The 17675-nt window shown below is 65.8% G+C and carries 13 protein-coding genes and 1 pseudogene; 6 read left to right on the top strand and 8 right to left on the bottom strand.

The genetic code is table 11. From position 1 onward, the window contains the following. Window positions 1–375: 375 nt before the first annotated feature. The 6 genes from M3O59_RS07145 to M3O59_RS07170 are packed head-to-tail and all read right to left on the bottom strand — an operon-like array spanning window position 376 to window position 6175. On the bottom strand, window positions 376–1086 hold the full coding sequence (locus tag M3O59_RS07145; RefSeq protein ID WP_116906159.1) for a fimbrial biogenesis chaperone: 711 nt from the start codon (window positions 1084–1086) through the stop codon (window positions 376–378). Between the two features lie 2 nt (window positions 1087–1088). Then, the gene (locus M3O59_RS07150) at window positions 1089–1418 is read right to left on the bottom strand and encodes a hypothetical protein (protein WP_064631842.1); all 330 of its coding nucleotides are present in this window, start codon (window positions 1416–1418) and stop codon (window positions 1089–1091) included. A gap of 48 nt (window positions 1419–1466) precedes the next feature. Then, window positions 1467–2501, bottom strand: coding sequence for a Csu type fimbrial protein (locus M3O59_RS07155; RefSeq protein WP_116906158.1), 1035 nt, complete (start codon window positions 2499–2501; stop codon window positions 1467–1469). A 2-nt stretch (window positions 2502–2503) separates the two neighbouring features. Further along, entirely contained in the window at window positions 2504–4855 is a 2352-nt protein-coding gene (locus M3O59_RS07160) for a fimbria/pilus outer membrane usher protein (RefSeq protein WP_116906157.1), read from the bottom strand. A 16-nt stretch (window positions 4856–4871) separates the two neighbouring features. After that, complete coding sequence (locus M3O59_RS07165) at window positions 4872–5642, bottom strand: fimbrial biogenesis chaperone (protein ID WP_116906156.1); 771 nt, start codon at window positions 5640–5642, stop codon at window positions 4872–4874. An 8-nt stretch (window positions 5643–5650) separates the two neighbouring features. Then, a complete protein-coding gene (locus tag M3O59_RS07170; protein ID WP_064631888.1) occupies window positions 5651–6175 on the bottom strand; it encodes a Csu type fimbrial protein in 525 nt (174 codons plus the stop codon). Between the two features lie 318 nt (window positions 6176–6493). Here M3O59_RS07170 and map point away from each other — a divergent pair, with 318 nt between their 5' ends. From map to dapE, 5 genes are all read left to right on the top strand, one after another. Continuing rightward, the gene (map, locus tag M3O59_RS07175) at window positions 6494–7270 is read left to right on the top strand and encodes a type I methionyl aminopeptidase (protein ID WP_064631838.1); all 777 of its coding nucleotides are present in this window, start codon (window positions 6494–6496) and stop codon (window positions 7268–7270) included. Continuing rightward, window positions 7267–9876, top strand: a complete 2610-nt coding sequence (locus tag M3O59_RS07180) for a [protein-PII] uridylyltransferase (RefSeq protein WP_064631836.1) — start codon at window positions 7267–7269, stop codon at window positions 9874–9876. Before map ends, M3O59_RS07180 begins: the two co-directional genes overlap by 4 nt. 19 nt (window positions 9877–9895) lie before the next feature. Continuing rightward, a complete protein-coding gene (gene dapD / locus M3O59_RS07185; protein WP_147308513.1) occupies window positions 9896–11095 on the top strand; it encodes a 2,3,4,5-tetrahydropyridine-2,6-dicarboxylate N-succinyltransferase in 1200 nt (399 codons plus the stop codon). Between the two features lie 208 nt (window positions 11096–11303). Beyond that, window positions 11304–11660 carry an arsenate reductase gene (locus M3O59_RS07190; RefSeq protein ID WP_064631832.1) on the top strand — a complete coding sequence of 119 codons (357 nt, stop codon included), beginning with the start codon at window positions 11304–11306 and terminating at the stop codon, window positions 11658–11660. A 255-nt stretch (window positions 11661–11915) separates the two neighbouring features. Beyond that, window positions 11916–13043, top strand: coding sequence for a succinyl-diaminopimelate desuccinylase (gene dapE, locus M3O59_RS07195; RefSeq protein ID WP_116906155.1), 1128 nt, complete (start codon window positions 11916–11918; stop codon window positions 13041–13043). A 192-nt stretch (window positions 13044–13235) separates the two neighbouring features. On the opposite strand, the pseudogene M3O59_RS07200 reads toward dapE, so the two are convergent. Then, window positions 13236–14105 (bottom strand): annotated as a pseudogene (locus M3O59_RS07200) (tetratricopeptide repeat protein). Between the two features lie 352 nt (window positions 14106–14457). Here M3O59_RS07200 and asnB point away from each other — a divergent pair. Then, window positions 14458–16152 carry an asparagine synthase B gene (gene asnB / locus M3O59_RS07205; RefSeq protein WP_116906154.1) on the top strand — a complete coding sequence of 565 codons (1695 nt, stop codon included), beginning with the start codon at window positions 14458–14460 and terminating at the stop codon, window positions 16150–16152. 80 nt (window positions 16153–16232) lie between these two features. On the opposite strand, the gene hpaM is transcribed toward asnB, so the two are convergent. Continuing rightward, window positions 16233–17285, bottom strand: a complete 1053-nt coding sequence (hpaM, locus tag M3O59_RS07210; RefSeq protein WP_064631826.1) for a type III secretion-associated outer membrane-bound protein HpaM — start codon at window positions 17283–17285, stop codon at window positions 16233–16235. Between the last annotated feature and the right edge of the window lie 390 nt (window positions 17286–17675).

Consider the following 17675-nt stretch of genomic DNA (forward strand, 5'->3'; position numbering starts at 1 on the left):
ATGCGGACTGTTGCGAGGGACTCGCATCAAACGCACAAGATTCCGGGGTTGGGCTTCCCTGTTGCCTCCGCGACGAACCCCTTGTGAGGGCACCCCGGCGCGGATGGCGGCAGCAGGTGTGAATTCGTCGGTGACGTCCGACGTGAACGACGCAATGCGCGAGAGACGCAAGACAGCCGGCGGAGTATAGCTGGCTGGGTGCTGTGACGCAATTGGTATGGTTCTGAGGCAGCTGACAGTGATCGCTGGGGGATTCGGGATTAGAGATTGGTTTGGAGCGGATCGCGAATGACCGATCGTGTCGCACATACCCAAGGGCGGCGAGGCCAGCAACGCTTTTGCGAATCCCCAATCCCGAAGTCCCAATCCCGGCCCTCAGGGCTCCAGGGCCAACGTACTCTCGATATCGCCATTGACGCGCGCCACAAACCGGCCGCTGCCGGCGGGCAGGCCGGCGGGTAGGGGCCATTGGCGGGTCTGGCCGGGCAGAACGTAGCCGGCCAGGTCGTCGCGGATGCTGCGGCGGATGCCGCCAGCGTCGATATAGGCCAGATCGGCCAGCCGTGCGTGGCTGAGCCCGGGGTTATAGATGCGCAGCGTGCGGTCGCTGCCGTGCCCGGCCAGGCTTGCCTGCAGTGCCGGATGGGCGGCACTGGGTTGGCTGGGGAGCGCAAAGACCGGGGTGGAGTAGCGCAGCAGCTCGGTCTCCTCGCCGATGGCGTGCTGGGTCACGACGAGCCGGTAGCTGTCTTCGGCGTGCGCGGGGCTGGGGCCCAGGCGGATCACCCGCAACAGCTGCCGGCCTTGCGAAGGAATTTCGAAATGCGACGGGCTGACGGTCGCACCGGTGGCCGGCTCCAGCAGTTCGCGCTCGCCGTCCTGACGCCAGCGGTAGAGCTTGGCATCGGCACGCCACGGCTGTGCGGCCTGGTTGTAGAGCCAGACGGTCGTCTGGTCGCTGTCGGCCGGGATATGCGCGGTGGTCGGTGCGATGGCGATCTCGGCAGCGCCAGCGGCGCCGATGCCGGCGCAAGCCAGGCTCATGACCCAGGCCAGCAGACCGCGAACAGGGCAAGGCGCGGCCATGCTCAGAACGCGATGGTGGTGAAGCGCGCGCTGCCGGCGGGCGCAGGCCCCGCAAGTGCGCTGGCGTCCTGGCCGGTGCTGGTGACGGCGGGTTCGGTGCTGCGTGCCGGCTGGGCGATCGCCATCGGCGTGCCCCTGGAGCAACTGGCGCGCGGCGGCGTGGTGCGCAGCTCGCAACCGCTCAGCAGCCGCAGTCCGATGTGCAGGGTGAAGTTCTCCGGGCCGCGGGCGGTGGCCGGGCTGGCCGCGGTCGAGGTCGCGGTGCAGACGAGGGCGGCCAGCGTCAGGCGCTTGAGCGAGGTGACCAGCGTCATGAAGGCAATCGTTTGCATTGGAGACGTAATAAATAGCGACGTCCCCGATGCGAACTTTATTAACTGTCAGTAAGTAATGGAGACGGTCACCGTGTCGTTGTAGGCGCCTGCAATGGGCTGCTGCGGTGCCGGCGCGCGGCCATGGACGGTCACCGTCTGCGCCAGTCCGTTGCCGGTGCCGCTGAGCGTGTCGACGCCGATGCCGGTGCCCCAGCGGTTGCTGCGGCCGGCATCCCGGTAGAGCTCGTAGGCGATGTAATTGGCGCTTGTGGCATGGCGCATGCGCCGGGTGCTGCCGCTGGCATTGATGCCGTCGCCCAGCCCGATGTTCCAGGCGGTGCGGTTGGTACACGACAGGCTGATGGTGGAGGTACGGTCGATGGCGGTATCGATGGTGCCGGCGATGCTGCCGAAATCCAGGTCGGTGGTGACATAGGTATTGCAGCGGGCCGGCACGGTGGCCGAGGCGGTGAACGGAAACGCGTTGCTGGCGGTCTTGGCACCGCTGCCGCCGGCCGTGCAGCTGCTCGGCGCCGGCGGGATGCCGATGATGCTCTCGTTGTAGGAGTAGCGCAGCACGGTGTCGGCCCCGCCGAAACTGCTGGTGTGGTTGCCCGCCGACAGGATCTGGCTGGCCGGGATCCGCCCGTAGATGGTGATGGTGGTCGTTTGCGAGCCGCCGGTGATCACCGGCACGCCGTAGGACAGGGTCAGCAGGCGCGGCGAGGGTGCCGCCGACCCGGTGGCCCCCCAGATCTGGGTGCGCGTGGCCTCGCTGTAGATCTGGAAGTCCAGGCTGTCGCTGGTGGGGTTGAGCATGCGGCGTGGTGCATACACGCCGCCGCTGGCACTGCCCGGCCCAAGGTCCAGGCACAGGCTCACCTGCGCATAGCCCAGCACGCTGAGCGCGGCGGTCGCGCAGGAAACGTTGAGCGTTGCCACCGCATCGGTGGTGCCGTTGGCCGCCACACTGCCGAAGGCCAGCGGGGTGCCAAGCGTCACGGTGCAGGTGGTGTCCGCATGCGCGCGCTCATTGGGCGCGAGCCATAACGTGGCGATCGTCAGCGCAAGCGCCAGCCGCCAGAGCAGGGTCATGGTCATGGTCATGGCGTTGTTTGCTCAGCCACGCACGGCAGCGGGCCGACCCGCGGAATGCCGCCCGGGTCGGCCGGGTAGGAGAACTGCGCCACGCAATGGCCATCGGGCAGGTCCACCAGGATGCGGTTGTCGCGTTGCAGGTTGTCCAGATAGGTTTCGCCGTCGTAGCCGACCACCACGCGCTCGGCCCCGCCCTCGCGCTGCACCACACTGCCGACCGGCAGCGGCGCGCCATGCGCATCGTGCAGCACGATGATGGCAGCGCGGACGCGGGTGATGCCGAAACGCACCGCCACCCCGGACTGCTGGCGCGGCGTCACCGCAGTATCGACGCGGTCCACGCGCAGGTCCGCCGGCAGGGTCAGGGTGTCGATGGACAACTGGTTGCGCTGCCACGATTGCAATGGCGTCACCAGCAGGGTGCCGCGCGCGTCGGTGACCCCGATCAAGCGGTTTTCCAGCCGCACCGGAATGCCGGGCTGGCCGTCGGTGGACACCACCGCGAACGCGTCCTGGATGTCGCGCGCGGCAAAGCTGCGGCCGTTCATCCACACCAGGCTGCCGCTGGCGCTGGCATAGCCGAAATTGTCGCCATCCTGGTTGGCGGCGCCGATGTTGTAGCGGCCGACCCGATTCAACCAACCCAGCTCGGCCAGCCCGCCGCTGGCGTCGTCGCCGGCACGTCCCTGCAGGCGCCAGCCGATGCCACCCAGATCGCCATCGCCGGGCAATGGCTGGCTGATGTCGGCCACAAATCCGGTGCGGTTGCCGTTGCGCTGCATCGATGCGCTGGCCTGGCGCAATTCCCCGAAGGTGGTCGACAGCGACAGGTACAGGCTGCGATCGCTGGAGACATCCAGATTCTGGTTGCCCGATAGATTGGCCGCCCAGTTGCGCCCGAAATTGCGCGACCAGAACACGCTGGCATAGCGCGAGGTGTCGCCTTGCGGATAGCTCAGCCGCACGTAGCTGGTGCCGAGCGAACCGATCGGGTCGATGTTGACGCCGAACGCTGCGCGGTCGCTGATGCGCGCGGGCAGCGCGCCTTGCAATGCGCCCAGGTCGCGGTAATCGCCATGGGTGCGCTGGGTGCCCAGGTTGAGGTTGAAGCGCCGGTTGTTCCAGCCGTAGCCCAGCACGTACTGGCCGCCACGTAGCGCGTCCATCCGGCTGTGCGCGTAGGCCGCGTTGAGCACGCCGCCCACCCCAAGCAGCCACACGCCGCCGGCACCGGCATTGATCACGCTGCCGCCGGTTTCGGCATGCGCCTCGATGGTGAAATCGTCGCGCAGGCCTTTGCGAAATGTGGCGCTGGCCACGCGGCGTCGATCGTAGGAAAACGAGCGCACGCCGTAGTCGCGGCGCAAATGGCCGATACCGGCCGACCACTCGGAAATGCCGCGCGCCAACAATTGCGGTGTGCCGTAGAACGCGAAGTCCAGCCGACGCACGCGGCCGAACGCGTCGGTCACCACGATCTGCGCCTGGCCGGTGCCGCTGATGCCCGGTTGCGCGGCCAGCTGAAACGGCCCGGCCGGCACCTGGCCGCTGTATTGGCGTAGCCCGTCCACGTACAGCTCCACCGTGGAAGGCAGCGCAGCTTCGCCCAGAAAGCTGGGCGTGGGGGTGAGCACGCGGTACGGCTGCAAGGCGTAGTTGCGGCCGATCTGCACGCCGCCCAGACGGATCGAGCGGCTCCAGTCGACAAAGCCGCTGTAGAAGTCGCCCACCGTCAGGCTGGTGGCACTGTCCGGGAAATCCATCTGCCAGGCGCTGTCCAGGCGCACCGCTTCGCTGCGCCAGCGCTGGTCCTGCGGGCGGTCGTAGGCCAGAAACACCGCGGTGGTATCGACCATGCCGCGGCCGATGCCAAAGGCGCGCAATTCGGTGGCCAGCGAGACGTTGCTGGCGCCGGTATTGCGCGTGGCATACAGGTCGTAATTGAGCAGCAGGCCCGGCGATGCGGTGGCGCTGGGCGGGGCCACTTCTTCGGTTTTCAGCACGGTGGTGGATAACGACAGCTGCGCCAGCGGCACCTGCAGCGCGAGCCGCTGCAGTGCGGCGTCGTAGCGCACCTCCACATCGGGCAGGCGGTCCAGATCGACCAGCTCGCCAGGGGCGCGGTCGGCCAGGATGAAGCCGAGTCTGCGCAGGGTTTCCACCGAGCCGCGCAGCTGGCCGTCGACCAGCTCGAACGCTGCCAGGCCACGGTCGGCCTGGTTCAAGGTCACGTCCAGATACAGCGTTTGCGGTTGTGGCGTGGCGCTGGGCGGCGGCTGATCGGGAAGCGACGCCACATCGGCCAGATCGCCGGCTGCGGCGCTGCCCAGGCAGGTGGCGGTCGCAATCAGCGTCATCGCCAGCCGCGCCGCATCACGGCGCCGCCGGTGCAGCCAACAAAGTGCGTTCGTCAGCCTCACCGTTGATCCTTGCGATGATGGTGCCGCGGCTGAACTGCGCCAGTGGCGCACCCAGCGACCAGCGCATGGTCTGGCCGGGCAGCACATAACCGACCAAGCCATTCAACGCCGTCTTGGTTGCGCCATCGACCTGGTGCCGCAGGTCGGCGACCTGGGCATGGCCGTTGCCGGTATTGCTGATCTGGATCTGCGCGGTGCCGTCGCTGCCGGCAACCACTTGCGCGCTCAAGGTAGGCGTAGGTTCGCTCTTGCCGGGTGGCAGCAGGAAGATCGGCACCGAGTAGCGCAGCACGAACTGCATGCCCTTGCGGTCGGTATCGGCGCTGGGCAGTTCGTCGACGATGATGCGGTAACACAACTCCTGCCCGGTCGGCGCAGCTCCGGCGCGGATCACCCGGATCAACTGCCGTTCGCCGGCAGCCAGGGTGCGCATCGGTGGGCTGACCAACAGGTCCTGGGTGGGATCGAGCTGATCCTGCCCATCGCGCTGGGTCCAGCGATAGGCGCGGGTCTGCACCTGTACCGGCACGCTGCCGCTGTTGCTCAGCCACAGGCCGTCGGCGCTCTGCTGCGCGCTCAGGCTCAACGAGGTCGGCGCCAACTGCAGGCTGGCTGCCTGTGCCGGCGATGACACGACGCTGCTGGCCGCTGCCAGCGTCAGCGCCACTGCGGCCGACATCAGCCATGCGGGCAAACGGGGCGGCAAGAGGTGATGCAGGGGCATGCGCGTGCTCAATAGACGATCGTGGCAGTGATCGTGTCCTGGTAACTACCGGTCGCGGGATTGTTGGCCGACGGGTTGGTCACACGACCGTAGACCGGGTAGACCTGGTTGATGCCGGTTGCCGTACGGCTGAGCGTGTTGGTGCCGGTGGTGCTGCCCCACACCGTGCTGCGGCCCAGATCCTGGTACAGCTGGTAGGCAATGAAATTGTTGGTGGTCACCAGCGGGTCTGCATTCTTCATGCGGCGGGTGGTGACGTCGTTGGCGGTGCCGGCATTGCTGCCTGCGCTCAACGCGATGTTGTACGGGGTCAGTGCGGTGCACTGCGCGGTCACACTGCCGTTGGCGTCCGCATTGGCGGTCGAGGTCGAGAGCACCGAGCCGAAGTCGACGTCCGTCGCGGAGGCGGCGGTGATCGTGCAGGCCTTGGTGACGGCGATCTTGACGTTGAAGGTGGTGGTATCTGCTGCAGTGGCAACGCCAATGGTCGAGAGCAGGCCAAGGGACAGCAGGACAGGGCGAACAGTACGCATGGACATTTCCTTGACCGTTCCGGTCGTTGATGACGCGACAACGTGTCGCCCTCCCTGCGATGCATCTGCTGTGCCAAACATACCGCCGAATTCAGGTGCTATCTAGCTGTCTCGGCTGGCGTTTTTTGTGAAATTGTGATGTCTTATGGATGACTCCGTTAGCGGAGGTTTTTGACGCCTGCGGTACTGCGTCACACATGAATAGGCGCTGGCGACGGATCTCCGCCGCACCGCTCGCTTGCGCCTGGCTGCTGCGCTCCGCAAAAAACGCGGGTGCGGGTCGTTCAGATTCAGCCCGAATCGGCGATAATCGTGGTCATGAGCGTCAATCTAAAAACCAGAGAAGAAATCGAACTGATGCGCGTCGCCGGCCGTCTGGCCGCCGAAGTGCTCGACGTCGTGGCCCCGTACGTCCAGCCGGGCGTCACCACCGCCGAGCTGGACCGCATCTGCCACGACCACATCGTCAACGTGCAGGGCACCATTCCTGCAAACGTGGGCTACCGCGGCTTTCCCAAAAGCGTGTGTACCTCCGTCAACAACGTGATCTGCCACGGCATCCCGAGCGCAGCCAAGGTGTTGAAGGACGGCGACATCGTCAATATCGACGTCACCGTCATCAAGGATGGCTGGCATGGCGATACCAGCCGCATGTATTACGTCGGCACCCCGTCGGTGATGGCCAAGCGCCTGGTCGACACCACGTATGAAGCGATGTGGCGCGGCATCCGTGCGGTCAAGCCGGGCGCCACGCTGGGCGATGTGGGCCACGCCATCCAGAAGTTCGCCGAATCCGAGCGTTTCAGCGTGGTGCGCGATTACTGCGGCCATGGCATCGGCAAGGTCTATCACGACGAGCCGCAGGTGATGCATTACGGCCGTCCGGGCGAAGGGCTGGTGCTCAAGCCGGGCATGACCTTCACCATCGAGCCGATGATCAACGAAGGCACCTATCACCATAAGACGCTGCCCGACGGCTGGACCGTGGTCACCAAGGACCGCAAGTTGTCGGCGCAGTGGGAACACATGGTGGCAGTCACCGAAGACGGCGTGGATGTGTTGACGCTGTCGGCCAATTCGCCCGCGCCGGTATGACCGACACGCCGGCGGATCGACCCGACCCGGGCGTCGCCGGCGACGCGGAATGGGCTGCCCAGGCCCGTCCGCTGCTGGTGCATGCGGACATGCGGCTGTGCAAGCGCTTCGATCAGGGCGAACCGATCGAGCGCCTGGTCGCGCTGCGCGCACGCGCGGTCGACCAATTGATGCGCAACGCCTGGACGCGCTGCATTCCGGCCGATAGCGGCTTGTCGCTGCATGCGGTGGGTGGTTACGGGCGTGGCGAGCTGTTTCCGCGCTCGGATGTGGATGTGCTGGTGCTGGGCGAAAACGTCGCGCAGCAGCAGCACGAGCAGTCATTGGCGCGCCTGTTTGCGCTGCTGTGGGATGTCGGCCTGTCGATCAGCCACGCGGTACGCTCGCCGGCGCAGTGCACGGCTGCGGCCGCCGACCAGACCGTGCTCACCGCCTTGATCGAATCGCGCGCGCTGGTGGCCGATGCCGCGGCGCGCGCGGCACTGGCAGCGGCGATTGCGCCGCAACGGGTGTGGCCGCCGCGCGATTTCTTCCAGGCCAAGCGCGAAGAGTTGCTGGCGCGCCACCAACGCTTTGGCGACACCGCCGACAACCTCGAACCCGACATCAAGGACGGCCCCGGCGGTCTGCGCGATCTGCAGACATTGGGTTGGATGGCCTTGCGCGCATTCGGGGTCAAGGACCTGGAAGCCCTGGTCGGGCTCGGCCATGTCGGCTTCGACGAAGCCGCCGCGTTGCGCCGCGAACGCGAGGAGCTTGCCCGTCTGCGTTTCGGTCTGCACATCGTGGCCAACCGGCCGGAAGAGCGCCTGCGTTTCGATTACCAAAAAACCTTGGCCGAGCGGCTCGGGTTTGCCGACGACCCGGAAAGCCTGGGCGTGGAAAAGATGATGCAGCGCTTCTATCGCAGCGCTGCGTTGATCCGCCGCATCAGCGACCGCTTGTTGCAGCGCTTCGAAGAACAGTTCGATGGCGAAGCGACGCCGGAGCCGCTGGGCGGCGGCTTCAGTCTGCGTCGCGGCTATCTGGCCGCCGATGCCGAAAGCTGGCCGGACGGCGATGTGTTGCAGGTGTTCGCGCTGTTCGCGCAATGGGCAGCGCACCGCGAGGTGCGCGGGCTGCACTCGCTCACTGCGCGCGCGCTGGCCGAGGTGCTGCGTGAGTTGCCGGCTTACGAGGTTGCCGATGCCACCGCTCGCGAGCGCTTCATGGCACTGCTGCGTGGCCCGCGTGCGGTGGAAACGCTCAATCGCATGGCGCGGCTGGGCGTGCTGGGCCAATGGATTCCTGCGTTCGCCAGCGTCTCCGGGCGCATGCAGTTCGACCTGTTCCATGTCTACACGGTGGACCAGCACACCTTGATGGTGTTGCGGAACATCGCGCTGTTTGCGGCCGGCCGCGCCGATGAGCGTTTTTCGATCACCCATGAAGTCTGGCCGCGCCTGCGCAAGCCGGAATTGCTGCTGCTGGCCGGGCTGTTTCACGACATCGCCAAGGGCCGCGGCGGCGATCACTCCGAACTCGGCGCGGTGGATGCGCGCGCCTTCTGCCTGGCGCATCGCCTGAGCGAGGGCGATACCGAGCTGGTGAGCTGGCTGGTGGAGCAGCACTTGCGCATGTCGGTCACCGCGCAGAAGCAGGACATCTCCGACTCGGAGGTGATCCACCGTTTCGCCACGTTGGTGGGCACGCGCGAGCGTCTGGATTATCTGTATCTGCTGACCTGCGCCGACATCGCCGGCACCAGCCCCAAGTTGTGGAATGCGTGGAAAGACCGGCTGCTGGCGGATCTGTATTTCGCTGCGCGTCGCGCCTTGCGCGAAGGGCTGGAACATCCGCCGCCGCGCGAGGAACGCTTGCGCGAAGCGCGCGAATCCGCACGCGCACTGATGCAGGCGCAAGGGCACGACGATGCCACCATCGACCGCCAGTTCGCCGGCATGCCGGACGAAAACTTCCTGCGCTTCCGTCCCGAGCAGCTCGCCTGGCAGGCGGTCTCGTTGATCGAAGTGCAGATCGGCCAGACCCTGGTCAAGGCGCGTCGCGCGGTACCCGACAACGATGCCTTGGAACTGTTCGTGTATTCGCCGGACCGCGATGGGCTGTTTGCGGCGATCGTGGCCACGCTGGATCGCAAGGGCTACGGCATTCACCGCGCGCGTGTGCTGGACGCACCGCACGATGCGATCTTCGACGTGTTCGAAGTGCTGCCGCAGGAAGGCTATGCCGATGGCGATCCGCAGCGTCTTGCCGCAGCGCTGCGGCAGGTGCTGGCCGGCGACCTGCAAAAAGTGCGGCCATCGCGGCGTGCGGTGCCGCGCCAGCTGCGGCATTTCCGCTTCGCGCCGCGGGTGGAATTCAGCGAGAGCGCCGGCGGCCGCCGCACCCGCATCAGCCTGGTCGCACCCGACCGCCCCGGCCTGCTGGCTGACGTCGCGCACGTGTTGCGCATCCAGCACCTGCGCGTGCACGACGCGCGGATCGCCACCTTCGGCGAGCGTGCCGAAGACCAGTTCCAGATCACCGACGAGCACGACCGCCCGTTGTCCGAATCCGCCCGGCAGGCCCTGCGCGATGCGCTGTGCGCCTGTCTTGACCCTGTCTAGCAACTCTCCGGAGACCCCCATGGCTACCAGCAAGAAGACCGCGCGCAAGCCGAGCGCGACCACCACCAACCCAGCGCCCACGCGCGCCGGCGCAACGCGCGGCAAGGCCGCCAAGGCGCCGGTTGCTGCCGCTTCCAAGCCGGTTGCCGGCGTCGGCAAGAACAACGCTGCTGCTGGCGCTGCCGGCAAGAAGGCTGCTGCGCCCAAGGCACCAGGCCAGAAGGCTGCCGCACACAAGCCAGTCGGCAAGACGGCGAGCGCCGCTGCACCGCGCGTGGCCAAGCAGCCGACCAAGGTGGTCTCTGCACCGGCCGCCAAGAAGGCCGCTGCGGCCAAGAAGCTGCCGATCGCCGAGCAGGCCGTGCACACTGCCGCAGCGCCGGTGGGTCACGACGAACTCAAGGTCGGCATCGAAAGCGCATTCGAACGTCGTGCGACGTTGACCATGGACGAGATCGACGGCTCCACGCGCGCCATTGTCACGCGCGTGATCGACGGCCTGGAGAGCGGCGAGTTCCGCGTCGCCGAGCCGGACGGGCAGGGCGGCTGGACCGTCAACGAGTGGCTGAAGAAGGCCGTGCTGCTGTATTTCCGCGTCAACGAGATGGCGGTGATCGACGCGCAGCCGGCGCCGTTCTGGGACAAGGTGGAATCGCGCTTCGCCGGCTTCGGTGAGGCCGAATTCCGCAAGGCCGGCGTGCGCGTGGTGCCCGGTGCGGTGGCACGTCGCGGCAGTTACTTCGGCAAGGACGTGGTGCTGATGCCGAGCTTCACCAACATCGGCGCGTACGTGGGCGAAGGCAGCATGGTCGACACCTGGGCCACGGTGGGCTCGTGCGCGCAGATCGGCAAGCACTGCCATCTGTCCGGCGGCGCCGGCATCGGCGGCGTGCTCGAGCCGCTGCAGGCCAGCCCCACCATCATCGAAGATCACTGCTTCATCGGCGCACGCTCGGAAGTGGTGGAAGGCGTGGTGGTCGGCCACCACAGCGTGATCGGCATGGGCGTGTTCATCGGCCAGAGCACGCGCATCTACAACCGCGCCACCGGCGAGATTTCCTACGGCTACGTGCCGCCGTACAGCGTGGTGGTGTCCGGCCAGCTGCCATCCAAGGACGGCTCGCACTCGCTGTACTGTGCGGTGATCGTCAAGCAGGTGGATGCCAAGACGCGCAGCAAGACCAGCGTGAATGAATTGCTGCGCGGGCTGGCGGATTGATCCATCGTGCATCGGGAGGAGGTTTGCGAGTTGCTCGGGCGCCGGACGCATGCTTCCCTTCTCCCACCGGGAGAAGGTGGCGCAAAGCGCCGGATGAGGGTGCGGGCGAAGCCTGACGCGCGTTCTGTAGAAGGCTTCACCCGTACCCTCACCCCAACCCCTCTCCCGGTGGGAGAGGGGCGTTATAGGCCGATTTTACGGGATACAGATGACCACGCTCTACGGATTGAAGAACTGCGACACCTGCAAGAAGGCCACCAAGTGGATGGAGCGCTTCGGTGTGGCCTATACGTTTGTGGATTACCGGGACAACAAGCCGTCGCCGGAGACACTGCTGGAGTGGGCCGGCCAGGCGGGTGGATTCGACGCCTTGATCAACAAGTCCTCCACCACCTGGCGGCAGTTGCCCGACAACAAGAAGGCGCCCGGTTCGGATGCCGAGTGGAAGCTGCTGCTGCGCGAGTCCCCGCAGCTGATTCGCCGCCCGCTGGTGGTCACCGACGATGGCGTGCTGAGTCAGGGCTTTTCCGATAACGGCTTCAAGAAGCGGTTCGGCATCGCGTGAGCGAGCGCGGTTTCGCCAGCGATGCCGGAGCTTGCTGCCGCTGGCATCGTTGCTGCGATTGGTTCGTCGATCGCCGGTTCGTTAGTTCGTTTATCAGCCTGGCAAGCCGGTCGACGCAGCGTTGGCAACGACTCCATGACTGGCTGCAAGCTAGCCCGATACAGCGCCTGCAACCGCGATCGAATTAAACAAATCAATGCAGACCCGATCCACTCCCTCAACGCCGCTGATGCGGCTCTACTGCGGTGACGTTTCATGAGCGATGTGCTGGATCTGACCTGTGACCTCATTGCACGTGCCTCGGTAACGCCGGTGGATGCCGGATGTCAGGCGGTGATCGCGCAGCGCCTGAGTGCGGCCGGCTTCGGCTGCGAGCACTTGCGCCTGGGCGAGGTCGACAACCTGTGGGCCACGCACGGCAGCGGTGCGCCGGTGCTGGTGCTGCTCGGGCATACCGATGTGGTGCCGCCGGGGCCGCGCCAGGCATGGAGCAGCGATCCGTTCGATCCGCAGGTTCGCGATGGCGTGCTGTACGGGCGTGGCGCTGCGGACATGAAAGGCAGCGTCGCTGCGTTCGTCATTGCCGCAGAGCAGTTCGTCGCCGCGCACCCAACGCATACCGGCACGCTGGCGGTGCTGCTGACCTCGGACGAAGAGGGCGATGCCATCGATGGCGTGCGCCGGGTTGCCGACGTGTTTCGCGAACGTGGGCAACCAATCGATTGGTGCATTACCGGCGAGCCTTCGTCCACCGAGCGGCTGGGCGATTTGTTGCGCGTGGGCCGTCGCGGCAGCCTGTCCGGCACGCTCACCGTCAAGGGCGTGCAGGGGCATGTGGCGTATCCGCACAAGGCGCGCAACCCGATCCATCTGGCAGCGCCTGCGCTGGCCGAACTGGTTGCGCGGCAATGGGACGAGGGCTTCGAAAGCTTCCCGCCGACCAGCCTGCAACTTTCCAACATTCATGCCGGCACCGGCGCCAACAACGTGATTCCCGGCGAGCTGCAGGTGGCCTTCAATCTGCGCTACACCCCGCACTGGGACGCGCCGCGCCTGGAGGCCGAAATCACCGCGTTGCTCGATCGGCATGCGCTGGACTATGCGTTGCGCTGGCATCGCAGCGGCGAGCCGTTCTACACCCCGGAAGGGCGTTTGCGCAGTGTCGCGCGTGAAGTGCTGGGCGCGTTCGCCGGTGCGCCGCCGGAAGAGAGCACCGGTGGCGGCACCTCCGACGCGCGCTTCATCGCACCGCTGGGCGCGCAATGCATCGAAGTCGGCCCGGTCAATGCCAGCATCCACCAGGTCGACGAGCATGTGCGCGTGGCCGATCTGGAGGCACTGCCGGCGCTGTATCGCACCCTGATCGAGCGTTTGCTGACCTGACGTGTGGAATGATCCAGTCAGGCGCCACCCGGTGTATTGCGAAGGCCGGCGCTACCGAGTGCATCGACCAGCGGCGTAGCGATTTTGCTCCGAGCCGCATGCAGCGCCGAGTCGCGCCGACGCTTCGCCGATTGCATCGCCGTGTCGTCGGAACCGCGTTGCTACATGGCGCGACCGCACAGGTACCGCCGGCTAATCGAACGTCCAGAAGGGTGGTTCGATTGCCTCGCGCCAATATGCTTCGTCGGCCATGTAAAACGTTTGTGCGGAGGCTTTGGCAAACCAGACTGCCGCCGCATCCACATCGCGCGTCACCCCGCTATTGCCGCGCCCGAGCAACAGGCCGGTGAAATACTGACCATACACATTGCCCTGGTCCGCCGCACGCCGGTACCAACGCAGTGCTTGCGCTCCATCGCTGGCCACACCCAATCCCTTTTCATAGAGCGCGTCAAGATCGACCTGCGCCTCGGCATCGCCACTGTGTGCGCGCCGCTGGATGTCGCGCACCAGTGGATGCGCCTCGCCGATACACGGCGCCACCGCATCGGGAAGACCGGAAGAGCCGGACCAGTATCGCTGGTAGACGGTGTCGCGCAGATCCCAGCGCAATGCAGCGGCGGCGTTTCCGCGGTCACGGTGGAACTTGGCGAGTTCGGCGATGGCATGGGGGTCGGCGTGCATGGCGGCCGCCAGGTACCAGCGCTCGGCTTTGGGCGGCGATGCGCGCAATGCCGCGCGCTGGTCGATATGCGGGCTGTCGGAGTGGGACAGCGTCCCGCTCGCCCAGATCCGTCCCAGCGCCAGTTCGGCGCGGGTGTTGCGGAACGTCCACGGGGTGATCGCGGCGGCGCGCTCGTACCAGTGGATGGCGCGCGGATCGTTGCGTGCCTCCAGGCGTTCGGCCGCATTTCACGCGCTGTCGAAACTTCCATCAGACGCCTGTTGTTCCAGCTGTTGCAGATAGGCGGGATCGGTGCGCGGTGGGTTGCTGCTGCAGGCCTGCTGCAACAAGGCAAGCAACAGGGCCAGGGGCGGCATGCGTCCGATGCGTGGGGTCATTCCAGTATTGCCGACTGCGGGGCGATCATTATCCTCGCACTGCGCTCGTGCGACCGCGCGGCGTGCTGCGCCGCTGGCTTGATTGCCATCGCAACAGTTGCGCCACCGGCGAAAGCGGGATACGGTCGGGCCATGACATCGCCCCTGTCCAACGTCAATAACGCCAACCGCAACACGCTGCGCGCGAATAATCGTGCGCGGCCGATGCGGGTCTGCGACTAGGCGAAGTACACCAAACGCCCAGGAATCAGAAAACCCGCATCGGCCGATGCGGGTTTTTTTTATGGGTGTCAATTCATGCAGCACGCTTTCCCACCGGCCGCCAACCCCCGCAGTTTTCAGGAGTGTTTCCATGTGTTCAATCTTCGGTATTTTCGGCCTGCAACCCGGTGACGACCTGCAGGCCTTGCGCCGGCAGGCACTGGAATGTTCGCAGCGGCAGCGGCATCGCGGGCCTGACTGGAGCGGCGTCTACGTCGATACCGGTGCCATCCTGGTGCATGAGCGCCTGGCCATCGTCGACCCGGCCGGCGGCTCGCAGCCGTTGCTGTCCGAAGACGGGCAACTTGCCCTGGCGGTCAATGGCGAAATCTACAACCATCGCGAGCTCAAGCAGGAGCTGCTGCAGCCGTACGCGTTCCAGACCGGCTCCGATTGCGAGGTGATCAATGCGCTGTATCGCGAAGATGTGCCGGCCTCGTATCTCAACCGCCTCAACGGCATCTTTGCATTCGCGCTGTGGGACAAGGCGGCCGGGCGGGTGATCATCGCGCGCGACCCGATCGGCGTGGTGCCGCTGTACTGGGGGCACGATCGCGAGGGCCGCCTGCGTGTGGCCTCGGAACTGAAATCGCTGGTGGATGAGTGCGCCGATGCCGCGCAGTTTCCGCCCGGTCACTGGTACGACAGCGCCACCGGTGCACTGGGCCGCTACTACGAACGCGCCTGGCGCGAGTACGGCGAGGTGGAAGGCGTGCAGGTGCCGCTGCAGGAATTGCGCGAAGCCTTCGAGCGTGCGGTGCATCGCCAACTGATGACCGACGTACCGTACGGCGTCCTGTTGTCCGGCGGGCTGGATTCTTCGTTGGTCGCGGCGGTTGCCGCGCGCTACGCTCGCCACCGCATCGAAGAAAACGACACCACCGAAGCCTGGTGGCCGCGCCTGCATTCGTTCGCGATCGGCTTGAAAGGCTCGCCCGATCTGGCCGCGGCGGACGTTGCCGCTGCTGCACTTGGCACCGTGCACCATGGTTTCGAATACACCTTCGAAGAAGGCCTAGACGCGTTGCCGGAAGTCATTCGCCACATCGAGACCTACGACGTCACCACCATTCGCGCCTCCACGCCGATGTTCCTGCTGGCACGGCGCATCAAGGCGATGGGCGTCAAGATGGTGCTCTCCGGCGAGGGCAGCGACGAGATCTTCGGCGGCTACCTGTATTTCCACAAGGCGCCGAACGCGCGCGAATTCCATGAGGAGCTGGTACGCAAGCTCGACGCGCTCAACAACTACGATTGCCTGCGCGCGAACAAGTCGATGATGGCCTGGGGCGTGGAGCCGCGGGTGCCGTTCCTGGACCGCGAATTCCTGGATGTGGCGATGCGCATGGACGCCAGCTTCAAGATGATCGACAAGACCAGCAGCGGCGCCACGCGCATGGAAAAGGGTGTACTGCGTGAGGCGTTCGCCGGCTATCTGCCCGAGTCGATCCTGTGGCGTCAGAAAGAGCAGTTCAGCGACGGCGTGGGCTATGGCTGGATCGACGGGCTGAAGGCGCATGCCGCAGCGCATGTGAGCGACCGCGAACTCGCCGCTGCCGACCGCCGCTACCCGGTCAACCCGCCGCAGACCAAGGAAGCGTATTTCTATCGCACCTTGTTCGAGCAGTTCTTTCCCAGCCAGGCGGCGGCCGAAACGGTGCCGGGCGGCAAGTCGATTGCCTGTTCGTCGCCAACGGCGATTGCCTGGGACGCCAGTTTTGCCGCAATGGCCGACCCATCCGGCCGTGCGATCGCCGGAGTACACGAACAGGCGCTGGCCTCGTAACACCGTGAAGCTGCAGCGGCCGGCGTGCATTGCTGTACGGCCGGCCGCTGCTCTTATTGCCAGTGTGCGACTGCCGGTGATTACTGCTCGTGGCGCACGCAATACCCGTAGCGCTGCGGGTCGATATCCACACCGGCCATGTCGGCCTGATTGTTGCGCCACAGGTTCGGCTTGAAGTCGGCTGCCGTGCAGTTGGCGGCGCGGTCCACGCCGATGGTGTAGGTAAACGGCGTGTTGGTGAAGCGGTTGTTCTCGAACACGTTGTCCTGGCTCATGCTGTTGTCCCAGCACAGAATTTCCGGGGTGCGATAACGAATCGCGCAGGCCAGAAACACGCCGGCGACCTTGTTGCCATCGAACTGGTTGTTGCTGAAGCGATTGCGCCGCGCATCCGACAGATAGATACCCTGGCTGCCATTGCGCTCGAAGCGGTTGTTGCGGATCTCGCTGTCTTCCAGGTGTTCGGTGGTCAGGCCGGCGGCCACGTTGTCGTGGATGTAGTTGTTGACCATCGTGACCTTGGCGGTGCGGTTGAACGAGACGCCGTCCCAGATTGCGCCGGAAACATCGTTGTTTTCGATGGTGATCTCGCGGGTGTCGTATTCGCTCAGCAGGCAGGCGCTGCGGCACTTGTTGACCTGCAGGCCGGCAAGCCGGATGCCCTGCCCGGATCGCACCACCACCGCGCTATTGCTCAGATACGGGCGCTCGGGCATGAACTCCTTGTCGCCGGTGCTGGCAACGATCTGCATGTTCTCGATGCTGACGTTGCGGATCACACCGATGGGCTGCTGGTTTTCGTAATCGCCGACCACCAATGCCGGCTGCTGCACGCCATCGGCCATGCGCACGACGGTGCTTGGGCCCTGGCCGCGCAGGGTGAAGTTGCCGCGGTGGATCGACACCAGTCCCTTGAGGGGGAACTCGCCTTTTTCCAGGCACAACACCGCGGGCTTGTCGCTTTGCGGCAGTGTGTCGATGGCTTTTTGCAGATCCTGGCCAGGGCGTACTTTTGCGGTGCAGGCGGCAACAGGCGCATCCGGCGGGCCGGATTTGACTGGCGGCGCTGCCGAGCAGGCAGTGGCAAACATCAGTGGCAACAGGGCGGAAACGGAGCGGGCAAGCAAAGGCATGCGGATTCCGGTCAGTGGGGGGAACAGGGCGACGCTGCGGAGCAGGCTCCGGATCGCGACGGCCTCTAGTGTGGCCCACCGAACGTTAAGTTCCAGCCCATGCGCAGCCGCGCGATTCGGCGCAGGTTCATTGCATGGCTGCAGTCGAGGCCGTAGCGGCGGTGTACGCGGTCGCCGCAGCTGACCTGCGTCACAGTGCGACTTGAACGTGGTGTTGCCGTATCGCAACGACGTCGCGCTGAGCAGTGCTCATGACCGCTGCGCAGCGTTTGGATGTCGGTTTCTTGTGTTGTTCGTGTGCGATTGGCAACAGCAAGCCACACGCCGCTGATCGCTCAAAACACGAGAGCGACGTTTATGCCAATAAGGTGCGAATCGCATGCGTACTGC

Source organism: Xanthomonas nasturtii (assembly GCF_023337365.3).
GTDB lineage: Bacteria > Pseudomonadota > Gammaproteobacteria > Xanthomonadales > Xanthomonadaceae > Xanthomonas > Xanthomonas nasturtii.

What these genes read in the sequence shown, in the direction of transcription:
- map (WP_064631838.1), top strand. Translation starts at nt 6,494, where the DNA reads ATGAGCGTCAATCTAAAAACCAGAGAAGAAATCGAACTGATGCGCGTC.
- M3O59_RS07190 (WP_064631832.1), top strand. Translation starts at nt 11,304, where the DNA reads ATGACCACGCTCTACGGATTGAAGAACTGCGACACCTGCAAGAAGGCC.
- M3O59_RS07150 (WP_064631842.1), bottom strand. Translation starts at nt 1,418, where the DNA reads ATGCAAACGATTGCCTTCATGACGCTGGTCACCTCGCTCAAGCGCCTG.
- M3O59_RS07145 (WP_116906159.1), bottom strand. Translation starts at nt 1,086, where the DNA reads ATGGCCGCGCCTTGCCCTGTTCGCGGTCTGCTGGCCTGGGTCATGAGC.
- M3O59_RS07160 (WP_116906157.1), bottom strand. Translation starts at nt 4,855, where the DNA reads ATGACGCTGATTGCGACCGCCACCTGCCTGGGCAGCGCCGCAGCCGGC.
- dapD (WP_147308513.1), top strand. Translation starts at nt 9,896, where the DNA reads ATGGCTACCAGCAAGAAGACCGCGCGCAAGCCGAGCGCGACCACCACC.
- hpaM (WP_064631826.1), bottom strand. Translation starts at nt 17,285, where the DNA reads ATGCCTTTGCTTGCCCGCTCCGTTTCCGCCCTGTTGCCACTGATGTTT.
- M3O59_RS07155 (WP_116906158.1), bottom strand. Translation starts at nt 2,501, where the DNA reads ATGACCATGACCCTGCTCTGGCGGCTGGCGCTTGCGCTGACGATCGCC.
- M3O59_RS07170 (WP_064631888.1), bottom strand. Translation starts at nt 6,175, where the DNA reads ATGCGTACTGTTCGCCCTGTCCTGCTGTCCCTTGGCCTGCTCTCGACC.
- dapE (WP_116906155.1), top strand. Translation starts at nt 11,916, where the DNA reads ATGAGCGATGTGCTGGATCTGACCTGTGACCTCATTGCACGTGCCTCG.
- M3O59_RS07180 (WP_064631836.1), top strand. Translation starts at nt 7,267, where the DNA reads ATGACCGACACGCCGGCGGATCGACCCGACCCGGGCGTCGCCGGCGAC.
- asnB (WP_116906154.1), top strand. Translation starts at nt 14,458, where the DNA reads ATGTGTTCAATCTTCGGTATTTTCGGCCTGCAACCCGGTGACGACCTG.
- M3O59_RS07165 (WP_116906156.1), bottom strand. Translation starts at nt 5,642, where the DNA reads ATGCCCCTGCATCACCTCTTGCCGCCCCGTTTGCCCGCATGGCTGATG.